The 13,956-nt window shown below is 48.9% G+C and carries 13 protein-coding genes; 4 read left to right on the top strand and 9 right to left on the bottom strand.

The window, feature by feature from the left end:
• Positions 1 to 128 precede the first annotated feature (128 nt).
• The 3 genes from tnaB to tnaC all read right to left on the bottom strand — a co-directional run bounded on the left by tnaB (position 129) and on the right by tnaC (position 3,178).
• A complete protein-coding gene (gene tnaB / locus BEB42_RS16730; RefSeq protein ID WP_000131914.1) occupies positions 129 to 1,376 on the bottom strand; it encodes a low affinity tryptophan permease TnaB in 1,248 nt (415 codons plus the stop codon).
• 91 nt (positions 1,377 to 1,467) lie between these two features.
• Positions 1,468 to 2,883, bottom strand: a complete 1,416-nt coding sequence (gene tnaA, locus BEB42_RS16735) for a tryptophanase (RefSeq protein WP_001295247.1) — start codon at positions 2,881 to 2,883, stop codon at positions 1,468 to 1,470.
• Positions 2,884 to 3,103: 220 nt separating this feature from the next.
• Positions 3,104 to 3,178, bottom strand: a complete 75-nt coding sequence (gene tnaC / locus BEB42_RS16740) for a tryptophanase leader peptide (protein WP_001364348.1) — start codon at positions 3,176 to 3,178, stop codon at positions 3,104 to 3,106.
• Between the two features lie 400 nt (positions 3,179 to 3,578).
• On the opposite strand from tnaC, the gene BEB42_RS16745 reads away from it, so the two are divergent.
• Positions 3,579 to 5,750 carry a ShET2/EspL2 family type III secretion system effector toxin gene (locus tag BEB42_RS16745; RefSeq protein WP_000228226.1) on the top strand — a complete coding sequence of 724 codons (2,172 nt, stop codon included), beginning with the start codon at positions 3,579 to 3,581 and terminating at the stop codon, positions 5,748 to 5,750.
• A 147-nt stretch (positions 5,751 to 5,897) separates the two neighbouring features.
• On the opposite strand, the gene mnmE is transcribed toward BEB42_RS16745, so the two are convergent.
• The 6 genes from mnmE to BEB42_RS26295 all read right to left on the bottom strand — a co-directional run bounded on the left by mnmE (position 5,898) and on the right by BEB42_RS26295 (position 10,064).
• Positions 5,898 to 7,262 (bottom strand): tRNA uridine-5-carboxymethylaminomethyl(34) synthesis GTPase MnmE, encoded by a 1,365-nt coding sequence (mnmE, locus tag BEB42_RS16750; RefSeq protein WP_001282361.1) that lies wholly within the window; start codon positions 7,260 to 7,262, stop codon positions 5,898 to 5,900.
• 105 nt (positions 7,263 to 7,367) lie between these two features.
• Positions 7,368 to 9,014, bottom strand: coding sequence for a membrane protein insertase YidC (gene yidC / locus BEB42_RS16755; protein WP_000378258.1), 1,647 nt, complete (start codon positions 9,012 to 9,014; stop codon positions 7,368 to 7,370).
• A gap of 2 nt (positions 9,015 to 9,016) precedes the next feature.
• The gene (gene yidD / locus BEB42_RS16760; protein WP_001307474.1) at positions 9,017 to 9,274 is read right to left on the bottom strand and encodes a membrane protein insertion efficiency factor YidD; all 258 of its coding nucleotides are present in this window, start codon (positions 9,272 to 9,274) and stop codon (positions 9,017 to 9,019) included.
• Positions 9,238 to 9,597: a ribonuclease P protein component gene (rnpA, locus tag BEB42_RS16765; RefSeq protein WP_000239730.1), complete on the bottom strand. Its 360-nt coding sequence runs from the start codon at positions 9,595 to 9,597 to the stop codon at positions 9,238 to 9,240. The genes yidD and rnpA overlap by 37 nt, the downstream gene beginning before the upstream one ends.
• Positions 9,598 to 9,613: 16 nt before the next feature.
• Positions 9,614 to 9,754, bottom strand: coding sequence for a 50S ribosomal protein L34 (gene rpmH, locus BEB42_RS16770; RefSeq protein ID WP_000831330.1), 141 nt, complete (start codon positions 9,752 to 9,754; stop codon positions 9,614 to 9,616).
• A gap of 229 nt (positions 9,755 to 9,983) precedes the next feature.
• Entirely contained in the window at positions 9,984 to 10,064 is an 81-nt protein-coding gene (locus BEB42_RS26295) for a hypothetical protein (protein ID WP_122134670.1), read from the bottom strand.
• Positions 10,065 to 10,360: 296 nt separating this feature from the next.
• Here BEB42_RS26295 and dnaA point away from each other — a divergent pair, with 296 nt between their 5' ends.
• The 3 genes from dnaA to recF are packed head-to-tail and all read left to right on the top strand — an operon-like array spanning position 10,361 to position 13,942.
• Positions 10,361 to 11,764 (top strand): chromosomal replication initiator protein DnaA, encoded by a 1,404-nt coding sequence (dnaA, locus tag BEB42_RS16780; protein WP_000059102.1) that lies wholly within the window; start codon positions 10,361 to 10,363, stop codon positions 11,762 to 11,764.
• A 4-nt stretch (positions 11,765 to 11,768) separates the two neighbouring features.
• Positions 11,769 to 12,869, top strand: coding sequence for a DNA polymerase III subunit beta (gene dnaN / locus BEB42_RS16785; protein WP_000673464.1), 1,101 nt, complete (start codon positions 11,769 to 11,771; stop codon positions 12,867 to 12,869).
• Positions 12,869 to 13,942: a DNA replication/repair protein RecF gene (recF, locus tag BEB42_RS16790; protein ID WP_000060098.1), complete on the top strand. Its 1,074-nt coding sequence runs from the start codon at positions 12,869 to 12,871 to the stop codon at positions 13,940 to 13,942. The genes dnaN and recF overlap by 1 nt, the downstream gene beginning before the upstream one ends.
• The last annotated feature ends 14 nt before the right edge of the window (positions 13,943 to 13,956 follow it).

Here is a 13,956-nt window from a genome sequence, read left to right on the forward strand (position 1 = left end):
TAAAGCGTCCTGATAGTAAGGTGACGCAAAGCATACGTGGTGAAGGAGAATCAGGCGAGTTGCCATTTGGACATAAGTGATTTCCTGACAGGCAAGAAGCCAGCTATTTCGCTGGCTTCTTAAACGGATTAGCCAAATTTAGGTAACACATTAAAGACGTTACCGAACCAGCATAAAATTACGGTTATACCAAAGAGAATGACAATCGCCGGAATAAGATTGCCGCCCCAGACCGTGAACATCTGGTTGGGAAACTTCTTGCGAGCTTTGATTGCCAGCACCGCGGGGATAATGACTGCCCAGATGGTGGCGCACAACCCGGCACCGCCGATCCCGTAAATAAAGCCGTTTGGGAAGACGAGATATAACAAAGCAGGTGGCAGGAAGGTTAACAGCACGGTTTTGAAACGCCCGCCGTGGGAGTTATCAATCTTAAACAGATCCGCCAGATAATCGAACAACCCCAGCGTGACACCAAAAAACGAGCTGGCGACAGCTAAGTTAGAGAACACCAGCAGGCAAAACTCGATAATGCCGTGCTGTTTGGTGCCGAGGAACGATTTCACCAGCGAATCAACGTTGCCGCCTGAGGAGATAATCGCCTTAAAGCTTTCTCGCGGAATATTCCCCATCGTGCAATAGAGCCAGAAGAGATAAATCACCAGCGCCAGCAGCGAACCAAAAACCACACTTTTGATTAGCTTATCTTTGCGTTTGCCATAGCAAATAATCAGGCTGGGAATATTGCCGTGGAAACCAAATGACGCCAGACACACCGGCAAAGCCATAAAGATATACGGGAAGTAAGACGTTCCCGCAGTGGTGCTGGTGGCATCGCGCAGAATGGAGTAATCGACCTGGAAGAAGAAAGAACCAAACACGATCACAAAGGAGATAATCTTCAGCCCGAGGAACAACGAGGTAATACGGCTGGCGGCTAACGAGCTTATCCACAATACGCTGGCAACGAAAATGGCTGTGCAGATCCCGACAATACGTGGATTAGCGTGATAACCCAAATTCATTGATATCGTTTCACTAATGATCGCACCATTAGCAGAGATATAGGCATAAGTGAGGATATAGAGAACGAAGGCAACGGTAATACCGCTGATAATGTTCCAGGTGTTACCGATTAAATCTTTGGTGATGGTGTTAAAACTGGAGCCGACGGGATAATTTAAATTTGCTTCTAATAATAATAACCCGGAATGAAGCATTGAAAACCAGGCAATGATAAGGATAAAGGCACCCCAGAAAAACCAGGCACCGGCAAGATCAACAGGTAAAGCAAACATACCTCCACCGATTACTGTACCTGCTATAACCATAACACCCCAAAATGCAGAGTGCTTTTTTTCAGCTTGATCAGTCATGATGCCACCTTTAGAGGAAGGCTATTTTTGTTATTGAAGATGTAGGGAGTTAGAGTGGCTAACATCCTTATAGCCACTCTGAATGTATTAATTAAACTTCTTTCAGTTTTGCGGTGAAGTGACGCAATACTTTTGGCTCATAGGTAAAGGTTAAACCTTTAATATTCGCCGCGTTCTCTTTCACATGTTTGAAGGCTTCAATAATGAAGTCCATATGTGTTTGAGTATATGTTGCGCGCGGAATGGTTAAACGCAGCAGTTCAGCCGGGCACGGCAACTGTTTACCGGTTTTCGGATCGCGGCCTAACAGGAAAGAACCAATTTCTACCGCACGGATACCGGCGACTTTATACAGCTCGCAGGCCAGCGCCTGTGCCGGGAACTGATCTGCCGGGATATGCGGCAACAGTTTACCTGCATCAACGAATGCCGCGTGACCGCCCGCCTGCTGGCAGACAACGCCAATCTCTTCCAGACCATCGACCAGATACTGTACCTGCGCGATACGATAAGCCAGCCAGTCCAGATTCATGCCGTCATACAGACCTACCGCCAGACGCTCCATCGCACCGCCTTCCAGGCCGCCATATGTCGGGAAGCCTTCCTGTACCACGCAAAGGGTTCTGCATTCGGTATACACATCAAAGAAGCTGTCGTCTTTCATGCACAGCAAGCCGCCCATCGGCACCATTGCATCTTTCTTGGCGGACATCGCCAGCATATCGGCATATTTGTAGGTTTCGCGGGTGATCTGCTCGATGGTCCAGTCTTTGTATTCTGCTTCACGCTGCTTGATGAAATAGGCGTTTTCGGCAAAGCGCGCGGAGTCCATTACCACCGGAATATCGTATTTCTTCGCGATGCTGTACATCGCTTTTAAGTTTGCCAGTGAAACCGGCTGACCACCTGCGGAGTTACTGGTGATGGTTGCAACGATATACGGCACGTTATTCGGGCCAACTTCTTCAATACCGCGTTCTAATCCCTCAAGGTCAAAGTTGCCTTTAAAGTCGTAACGCACGCCCGTATCGAAGGCTTCTTTGATATAGACGTTACGCACGGTACAGCCGTTGATCTGGCTATGGCCCTGCGTGGTATCAAAGAAATAGTTAGAGAACGCCACCATTTTGCTGCGATCCAGGCCCTTTTCCTGCTCGCGTTTTTTAATCAGAACTGGAATATAGATTTGCTCTGCACCACGGCCCTGGTGAGTCGGAATGGTGTATTGATAACCAAAGATATTTTTCACTGACTCGGCTAACGCATAGTAGCTGCGGCTGCCACTGTAAGCTTCGTCGCCGCGCATCATCGCGGCCTGCATACTCTGCGTCACCGCCCCGGTGCCGCTGTCGGTCAGTAAATCGATAAACACATCTTCGCTATCCAGCAAGAACGGGTTCATACCGGATTTAATAATTGCCTCTTCACGATAAGCGCGAGTGGTACGTTTTACTGGCTCAATAACACGAATGCGGAACGGTTCAGGGAGATGTTTAAAGTTTTCCATTACATAATCCTTCATTTATTTTAATTACAGTGATCCCTGTGAATATGATATTTGCAATATCTATTAATTCGCCAGTTATATATGCCAAGACCATCATTTACTAAAACAAGTAAATAAATGAGAGACAGCCTTTGCAAAAGGCAAAATTAAGATATAGCAAACAAATAGATCACATTGAATCTAATCGGTTTGGCTCTGGTGATGGCTACAGAAGGGCAAATCAAGGGCGGTGATCGACAATCTTGTTGTCAATATTAAACCATTTTGAGGTCACACATATATGTAAGATATTCATAATGCACTTATCCTCGAAAGAGACAAGGCTACAGTATAATACTCAAGAAATTTGTCTATGCTGAAATTGTTTAAATGTGAATCGAATCACAATTAGTTATTGGCTGTGTTTGTGGGAGCTGGCGCATACGGAATATTAACATAAATCCGTGGGTGGATAATTTTTTAATTTTTATCATTATTGTTGAAGGTGATGGCATTGATTATAGGGATACCATTACAAGGAGCTTTTTCCCACGTTGACGTGTCGCGGTTTACTCACCTCATTACCAGGTCGATGACCTTATAGGGAAATGACGTAAAAAGACGAATAACTCTATAAATGAGCGAAATTTGATAGTTGATATTTAAATAGTAACCTTATTATTACTACAACTTTCATATGAATGAGGAGAAAGGAAATGGTTGATAACGTAACTGTTGGCAGAGTATGTGTACAATCTTCTTCTTTCATACCTGATTTGGATGGAGGAAAAAATAAAACTCAATTAATCGTTGACGATATAGTGTCGTATCTTAAAAATCCTTCAGTTTATTCACTTGAAAAAGCGGGTTCATTAAGTAATTTTGTTAATAATAGCAGTGAGATTGAACCATGGGTTTTTATCGGTGGTGGACTTATTATTATTGTCTCAACATCTGAGCAAGACCCTGAAAGTATGATTGTAACTGTGGGGGATGCTGAAGGAAAGTATGCTACACAGATTTTTGTACCGCCTGCGCTTACAACATCCCTCAAAGATATTTTTATTCGCTCTCATACGAACGCAGATGATGAGAGTTTTACTAAAGAGCAGAAAAAAGCTAATAGTAAATATGATATTGTAGATTATAACTGTAAGGTTTATTTTAATGAAAAACCAGAAGATTTAGTCGTGTGCAGGCATATTTCTCTGCAGTATTGTATAGATTCAATGAATGAAAATACAGGTAAAGTTCCATTGAAGGAATGCTATTCAACTCCAGAAGGGATACAGCAACATTTTCCATACGAGCTTGATCAGCAATTTGATAATCTAATAAACAATCCACCACCAGGTACATGCGTCGTTGCTAGTGACAAGTTCGGGGAGATATTATCTGTCTTCTTTCACAGAATGGAAAAAGAGAAGTTAACGCATATGGCGGCAATCGTTAAATCTCAAAAACATGCTATGGCCGTCCGCTTGAGGATAAAACAAACGCCTGCCGGAGAAACTGAATATGTTGTATCCTTTTATGATCCTAATGCAACCAATACTGCAGTACGCTATAAAGCAAAAAACTGTGATTCTTTTGGGTCATTACAATCATTTATAAATATTGAGTTGGCGAATATAAAATGGGTAAAAACAGAGATTTGCTCCGAGTGTGTAGGCATAATTCCTTATCTCCCTCGAGAGCAGGCCCATTTATTAAGTGGTATAGAAAATGAATTGCAACCACCATTATCACCATCAGCATTATATCTATTAATGCAAATGGGGACGTATGAAAATATTGTTCTTTTTTTCGATAAGTTAAGAAATTCCCAAGAAATGACAGTATCAAAGGTTCTTGAGATTCTTGCTGCTAAAGGACCAGGGGGAACATATGGGTTATATATGTCACTGCAACACGATAATCTTAATAAGATTAATGAATATATAACAAATTTAAAAGAGTTGGCCCGAAAATTTAACTTTAGCCGGGAAGACCTGGAAACTCTACTCCTTGCGAAAGATAACCGTGGTGTGAGCGCGATTTCTGTAGCGTTATCAAAAAATAAAAAAGAAAGTGTCAAGGCATTGTTCTTGGCGATAGATGACTTTGAGAAAGAGTTTGGGGTAAATAAAAATGAAATACTTCTTTATATAGGAAAAAAAATATGCTCAACTTATGATTTAAATAGCGCTATTAAAACCAATAATTATAATGTTGTTAATATATTGCTCGCCAATATAAAAGCCAAAATGTTTAAAAATGAAATAAATAAAGAAGATATATTGAAACTGATGGCTGCAAGAGAAAAATGGACGGGGGAGTCAGACAAATGGACGAAGGCATCAGGCTTATATTCTGCGATAGTGAAAGGGTATACGGAGATTGTTGCCGCCTGGATGGAGACAGCTGATGTGATAGCCAGCCATTATGAAAATGATAAAGATGTGGTGAGAGAACTACTGTCGCTGAGCAGAAATAATGCCGTCTGCTCTTTGCATATTGCAAGCTTTAAGAAAATGAGTAAACAGGTCATTGACGTATATCTGAATGCGGCGATTCGCCTGGCGTTGCAACACGGATTCACTTTCGATGAAATTGTGGAGCAGTTTACCCGTGACTTTGATGGCAAGCCATTCTCTCATGTGGTAAATAACGGGGATGATATACATATGGGACTCTGGCTGAAAATATTCAAAATTGTGGTTGGTGAAAATGAAAATTACCTTAAAGATGTGATGATGCAGCTGGAAGAAAAGAATAATGAAGGTAAATCTGTAATAAGTCAGGCAAATGGCAATCCTGTACTTAAAGAACTATTCTGGAAAGCAGTAGACGAATTTAACTTTCCGCAAGAGGAGCTTAATAGGTTAAAGCAATATCGTTCTCTGTAAAGACAGGACTGCAAGGTGTTTAAAGTCGCTCCAGCCAGTAGCAAATGCAGTTTTGGTGCAGGATGCTCATAAAAAACAAGCGCTGTTCCGTTCTGATAGTTAGTTTCCCCAGAACGGAACAGTGCCCTTTATATCAATTTAGACGACTCACTTACCAATACAGAAGCTGGAGAAAATCCGCCCCAGTAGGTCGTCTGAAGTAAATTCCCCGGTGATCTCGCTTAAGTTCTGCTGCGCCAGGCGCAACTCTTCCGCCAGCAGTTCACCCGCCCAGGCACCTAACAGTTGCGCTTTACCCTGTTGCAGGTGCTCTGCCGCCTGTTCCAGTGCCTGTAGGTGACGACGACGCGCCAGGAAGCCGCCTTCCATGTTGGTGTCAAAGCCCATGCTCTGTTTGAGATGGTTACGCAGCACGTCCACACCTTCACCAGTCCTTGCCGAGAGACGAATTAACGCGTGACCGTTCACTTCGCTCATCCCCAACGTTTCGCCGGTGATATCGGCTTTATTGCGTACCACGGTGATCGGCAGTTTCGCTGGCAGACGGGCGATAAACTCCGGCCAGATCTCTGCTGGATCAACGGCATCCGTGGTGGTGCCATCAACCATAAACAGCACACGGTCGGCCTGTTCAATTTCCTGCCATGCGCGCTCGATACCAATACGTTCCACTTCGTCACTGGCTTCGCGTAATCCGGCGGTATCGATGATATGCAGCGGCATTCCGTCAATGTGGATATGCTCACGCAGTACGTCACGCGTGGTTCCGGCGATATCAGTCACGATTGCCGCTTCACGGCCCGCCAGCGCGTTCAGTAGGCTTGATTTACCGGCGTTTGGACGCCCGGCAATGACGACTTTCATCCCTTCGCGCAACAAGCTGCCCTGACGAGCCTCGGCGCGTACTGCGTCGAGATCGGCAATCACGTCATTGAGCTGGGCTTCAATTTTGCCGTCGGAGAGGAAATCGATCTCTTCATCAGGGAAATCAATTGCCGCTTCGACGTAAATGCGCAAGTGGGTGAGGGCTTCCACCAGATGGTTAACCCGTGCGGAGAACGCGCCTTGTAGCGAGTTTAGCGCTGAGCGCGCCGCCTGTTCCGAGCTGGCGTCGATAAGGTCTGCAATCGCTTCGGCCTGGGCTAAATCGAGTTTATCGTTAAGAAACGCGCGTTCGGAAAACTCACCTGGACGGGCAATCCGTAGGCCGGGAATAGTCAGAATGCGTTTTAACAGCAGGTCGAGGATCACCGGACCGCCATGACCTTGCAGTTCCAGCACATCTTCGCCGGTGAACGAGTTCGGGCCAGGGAACCATAGCGCAATCCCCTGATCGAGCACGCTGCCATCGGCGTCTTTAAACGGAAGATAATCGGCGTAGCGCGGCTTAGGCAGTTTACCCAGCACGGTTTCGGCAACTTCACGGGCTTTGAGGCCGGAGATGCGCAGGATGCCAACGCCGCCACGTCCCGGAGGCGTGGCCTGGGCTACGATAGTGTCATTATCGCTCATGATGTTCCTGTTGCTTTGTGTGGCGGATGCGCGGTGCTTATCCGCCCTACGAAAAGAAAAAAGGCGGTCAACTGACCGCCCTTATTTTAGCGAAAACTCACCGAATCAGGATTTTTTCTTCTCGCGGCTATGCAGGCCACGTTTTTCCAGACCACGGTAAATCAGCTGCTGCTGAATAATGGTAACCAGGTTGCTGACGATATAGTACAGCACCAGACCTGATGGGAACCACAGGAAGAACACCGTGAAGATGACCGGCATAAAGGTCATGATCTTCTGCTGCATCGGGTCGGTCACTGTGGTCGGCGACATCTTCTGAATGAAGAACATCGTTACGCCCATCAGGATCGGCAGGATGTAGTACGGGTCCTGTGCTGACAGGTCGTGGATCCACAGTGCAAACGGTGCCTGACGCAGTTCAACGGAACCCATCAGCATGTAGTATAACGCCAGGAAGATTGGCATCTGGATCAGCAGCGGGAAGCAGCCGCCCAGCGGGTTAACCTTCTCAGCTTTGTACAGCGCCATCATTTCCTGGCTGATACGCTGTTTGTCATCGCCCAGACGCTCACGCATCGCCTGAATCTTCGGCTGCAGCATACGCATCTTCGCCATGGAGGTGTACTGCGCTTTGGTCAGCGGGTACATGATGCCACGAACGATAAAGGTGATGATGATAATGGAGAAGCCCCAGTTACCCACAAAGCTATGGATCCATTTCAGCAGTTTGAACAGCGGCTGAGAGATGAACCACAACCAACCGTAATCAACGGTCAGATCCAGGTGCGGAGCAACTGCTGCCATTTTGTCCTGGATTTCAGGGCCAACCCACAGGGTGCTGTTCATTGCGCCAGTCTGACCAGGCTGAACCAGTACCGGCTGAGATTTATAGCCGATAGCGGCGATGCCGTTACCCAGATTAGCGGTGTAGAAGTTGTTGGTACCGTCGTTATGCGGGATCCACGCAGTCGCGAAATACTGTTGCAGCATCGCCACCCAACCACCTTTCGAAGAGATGTTCAGGTTTTCGTTATCGGCAATGGTATCGAACTTATATTTCTCGTACTTCTCGTCAGGCGTGGAGTACGCCGCGCCACGGAAGGTGTGCAGTGCGAAGTTGCTGCTTCCGGTGTCGAGATGCGGTGGCAGTGTAATGGATTGCTTCAACTGACCAAAGGTGGAGATCTCCAGCGGTTTCTCGCCAGCGTTCTGCACGTTGTAGTTGACGTTGACAGCGTAATCACCACGTTTCAGGACAAACGTTTTGGTAAACGTGTTGCCTGCCGCGTCGGTATACGTCATCGGCACCTGCAGTTCATTTTGACCTTCAGCCAGCACATAAGCGTCTTTTTCAACGTTATACAGCGGACGCGGGCCGTTAGCCGGATTATCCGGGCCATCACGACCGGTCAGACCGCTCTGTGCCTGATAAATAAACTGCGGTGAAGTTTCCAGCAGCTGGAACGGCTGGGTAGAGTTCAGCTCTTTCGGGTAAGCAGGCAGCAGAGCTTGCTCAACATCACCACCACGGGTGTTGATGGTCAGATCAAGCACGTCGGTCTTAACCGAGATCAGTTTCCCCTGGCCACTGGCCGGTACGCCCTGGTCGGCGGCGCTACCCGCTGCGGTGGTCGTTGTCTGCGTGGTCTGTTGGGCCTGAGGTTGCGGGTTTTTATCCTGCTCCCAGGCTTGCCAGATCATGAAAGACACGAACAGCAAAGCGATGACTAAAAGATTGCGTTGCGAATCCATCGTTAGTGTTCTCTGGTATCAAATGGTCCGGGCGGGACGGGATCGTCACCACCAGGGTGTAAAGGGTGGCATTTTAATACGCGTTTCACCGTCAACCAACTGCCTTTTATCACTCCAAACCTGCGCAATGCCTCAATTCCGTAGCTTGAACAGGTTGGAGTGAAACGACAATGCGGCCCGAGTAGCGGACTAATCAGGCGTTGATAGACCCGAATGAGGGCTATCAGGACCCGCGAGCCAGGCGACAGTGGCGGCGCCATAATTTTTCCAACGCTTCCGAGAGAGCACGGTTATCGAGGTCGGCAACCCCTTTTTTCGCCACCACCACGAAATCCATAGCCGGGAGTTCATGTTGGCGCAGACGGAAGCTTTCACGCGTCAGACGTTTAATCCGATTGCGTTCATGGGCGCGTCGAACGTTTTTCTTGGCGACTGTAAGACCGATACGGGGATGCCCCAGCGAATTCAGGCGGCCGAGAATAGTAATTTGCGGCGTGCCAGCCCGTTGTGGCTGCTGGAAGACGAATGTGAATTGACTGGGAGTTAACAAGCGTAACTCCCTGGGAAATGCGAGCTTAACCACTCAGGGGTTAGCTTTATTACTTAGAAACGGTCAGACGAGCGCGGCCTTTAGCACGACGACGTGCCAGAACCTGACGACCATTTTTAGTAGCCATACGAGCACGGAAGCCGTGAGAACGGTTGCGCTTCAGTACAGACGGTTGAAAAGTGCGTTTCATGGCGATTTCTACCTAAACTTGAATAAATTCAATGGCTTTATTGGATATCCGCCGAAAAATGAAACGATGGACACCGAAGCCATGGGTGATTAAAGAGGCCGGATTGTAATAATTGTACACTCCGGAGTCAATTCTCTTTCCTTATTTACCGCGCTTTTCCGCACCTTTTCGCAGGGAAAACGTACGGCCTCACACCAGTGAAAACCAGCATGGCGCGCCGGGTGGAGGATTATACGGGCTGACGGGTAAAGCGCAAGGATCGTCCTGGATCTTTATTAGATCGATTAAGCCAATTTTTGTCTATGGTCATTAAATTTTCCAATATGCGGCGTAAATCGTGCCCGCCTCGCGGCAGGATCGTTTACACTTAGCGAGTTCTGGATCATCCTGTGGATAAATCGGGAAAATCTGTGAGAAACAGAAGATCTCTTGCGCAGTTTAGGCTATGATCCGCGGTCCCGATCGTTTAGCAGGATCTTGATCGGGCATATAACCGCAGACAGCGGTTCGTGCGTCACCCTCAAGCAGGGTCTTTTCGACGTACGTCAACAATCATGAATGTTTCAGCCTTAGTCATTATCGACTTTTGTTCGAGTGGAGTCCGCCGTGTCACTTTCGCTTTGGCAGCAGTGTCTTGCCCGATTGCAGGATGAGTTACCAGCCACAGAATTCAGTATGTGGATACGCCCATTGCAGGCGGAACTGAGCGATAACACGCTGGCCCTGTACGCGCCAAACCGTTTTGTCCTCGATTGGGTACGGGACAAGTACCTTAATAATATCAATGGACTGCTAACCAGTTTCTGCGGAGCGGATGCCCCACAGCTGCGTTTTGAAGTCGGCACCAAACCGGTGACACAAACGCCACAAGCGGCAGTGACGAGCAACGTCGCGGCCCCAGCACAGGTGGCGCATGCGCAGCCGCAACGTGTTGCGCCTTCTACGCGTTCCGGTTGGGATAACGTCCCGGCTCCGGCAGAACCGACCTATCGTTCTAACGTAAACGTCAAACACACGTTTGATAACTTCGTTGAAGGTAAATCTAACCAACTGGCGCGCGCGGCGGCTCGTCAGGTGGCTGATAACCCTGGCGGTGCCTATAACCCGTTGTTCCTTTATGGCGGCACGGGGCTGGGTAAAACTCACCTGCTGCATGCGGTGGGTAACGGCATTATGGCGCGTAAGCCGAATGCCAAAGTGGTTTATATGCACTCCGAGCGCTTTGTTCAGGACATGGTTAAAGCCCTGCAAAACAACGCGATCGAAGAGTTTAAACGCTACTACCGTTCCGTAGATGCACTGCTGATCGACGATATTCAGTTTTTTGCTAATAAAGAACGATCTCAGGAAGAGTTTTTCCACACCTTTAACGCCCTGCTGGAAGGTAACCAGCAGATCATTCTCACCTCGGATCGCTATCCGAAAGAGATCAACGGCGTTGAGGATCGTCTGAAATCCCGCTTCGGTTGGGGACTGACTGTGGCGATCGAACCGCCAGAGTTAGAAACCCGCGTGGCGATCCTGATGAAAAAGGCCGACGAAAACGACATTCGTTTGCCGGGCGAAGTGGCGTTCTTTATCGCCAAGCGTCTACGCTCTAACGTACGTGAGCTGGAAGGGGCGTTGAACCGCGTCATTGCTAACGCCAACTTTACCGGACGGGCGATCACCATCGACTTCGTGCGTGAGGCGCTGCGCGACTTGCTGGCATTGCAGGAAAAACTGGTCACCATCGACAATATTCAGAAGACGGTGGCAGAGTACTACAAGATCAAAGTTGCGGATCTCCTTTCCAAGCGTCGATCCCGCTCGGTGGCGCGTCCGCGCCAGATGGCGATGGCGCTGGCGAAAGAGTTGACTAACCACAGTCTGCCCGAGATTGGCGATGCGTTTGGTGGTCGTGACCACACAACGGTGCTTCATGCTTGCCGGAAGATCGAGCAGTTGCGTGAAGAGAGCCACGATATCAAAGAAGATTTTTCAAATTTAATCAGAACATTGTCATCGTAAACCTATGAAATTTACCGTAGAACGTGAGCATTTATTAAAACCGCTACAACAGGTGAGCGGTCCGTTAGGTGGTCGTCCTACGCTACCGATTCTCGGTAATCTGCTGTTACAGGTTGCTGACGGTACGTTGTCGCTGACCGGTACCGATCTCGAGATGGAAATGGTGGCACGTGTTGCGCTGGTTCAGCCGCACGAACCAGGGGCGACGACCGTTCCGGCGCGCAAATTCTTTGATATCTGCCGTGGTCTGCCTGAAGGCGCGGAAATTGCCGTGCAACTGGAAGGTGAGCGGATGCTGGTGCGTTCCGGGCGTAGCCGTTTTTCGCTTTCCACCCTGCCAGCAGCAGATTTCCCGAACCTCGATGACTGGCAGAGCGAAGTCGAATTTACCCTGCCGCAGGCGACGATGAAGCGTCTGATTGAAGCGACTCAGTTTTCGATGGCGCATCAGGATGTTCGCTATTACTTAAACGGTATGCTGTTCGAAACCGAAGGTGAAGAACTGCGTACCGTGGCGACCGACGGTCACCGTCTGGCGGTCTGTTCCATGCCAATTGGTCAGTCTTTGCCAAGCCATTCGGTGATCGTGCCGCGTAAAGGCGTGATTGAACTGATGCGTATGCTCGACGGCGGCGACAATCCGCTGCGCGTGCAAATTGGCAGCAACAACATTCGCGCCCACGTCGGCGACTTTATCTTCACTTCCAAACTGGTGGATGGTCGCTTCCCGGATTACCGCCGTGTTCTGCCAAAGAACCCGGACAAACATCTGGAAGCAGGCTGCGATCTGCTCAAGCAGGCGTTTGCTCGTGCGGCGATCCTCTCCAACGAGAAATTCCGCGGCGTGCGACTGTATGTCAGCGAAAATCAGCTGAAAATCACCGCCAATAACCCGGAACAGGAAGAAGCGGAAGAGATCCTCGACGTTACCTATAGCGGTGCGGAGATGGAAATTGGCTTCAACGTCAGCTATGTGCTGGATGTTCTGAACGCGCTGAAATGCGAAAACGTGCGCATGATGCTGACCGATTCGGTTTCCAGTGTGCAGATTGAAGATGCCGCATCACAGTCGGCTGCCTATGTTGTCATGCCAATGAGACTGTAATGTCCCTCACCCGCTTGTTGATCCGCGATTTCCGCAACATTGAAACCGCGGATCTCGCTTTATCTCCCGGCTTTAACTTTCTGGTTGGTGCCAACGGCAGTGGCAAAACCAGCGTGCTGGAAGCCATCTATACGCTCGGCCACGGTCGGGCGTTTCGCAGTTTGCAGATTGGTCGTGTTATTCGCCACGAGCAGGAGGCGTTTATTCTCCACGGGCGTTTACAGGGCGAAGAGCGCGAGACGGCGATTGGCCTAACCAAAGATAAACAGGGCGACAGCAAAGTCCGCATCGACGGTACTGACGGGCATAAGGTCGCCGAGCTGGCGCATCTGATGCCGATGCAACTGATAACGCCAGAAGGGTTTACTTTACTCAACGGCGGCCCCAAATACAGAAGAGCCTTCCTCGACTGGGGATGCTTTCACAACGAACCCGGATTTTTCACCGCCTGGAGCAATCTCAAGCGATTACTCAAGCAGCGCAATGCGGCACTGCGCCAGGTGACTCGTTATGAACAGCTACGCCCGTGGGACAAAGAACTGATCCCGCTGGCAGAACAAATCAGTACCTGGCGCGCCGAGTACAGCGCCGGTATCGCCGCTGATATGGCCGATACCTGTAAGCAATTTCTCCCGGAGTTTACTCTGACTTTCTCTTTTCAGCGCGGCTGGGAGAAAGAGACAGAATATGCTGAGGTGCTGGAACGTAATTTTGAACGCGATCGCCAGTTAACCTACACCGCGCACGGTCCGCATAAAGCGGACTTACGCATTCGCGCCGACGGTGCGCCGGTGGAAGATACCTTATCGCGTGGGCAGCTTAAGCTGTTGATGTGCGCCTTACGTCTGGCGCAAGGAGAGTTCCTCACCCGTGAAAGCGGGCGGCGGTGTCTCTACCTGATAGATGATTTTGCCTCTGAGCTTGATGATGAGCGTCGCGGGCTGCTTGCCAGCCGCTTAAAAGCGACGCAATCACAGGTCTTTGTCAGCGCGATCAGTGCTGAACACGTAATAGACATGTCGGACGAAAATTCGAAGATGTTTACCGTGGAAAAGGGTAAAATAACGGATTAACCCAAGAATAAATG

This window comes from Escherichia sp. MOD1-EC5990, assembly GCF_002965285.1.
Lineage (GTDB): Bacteria > Pseudomonadota > Gammaproteobacteria > Enterobacterales > Enterobacteriaceae > Escherichia > Escherichia coli_F.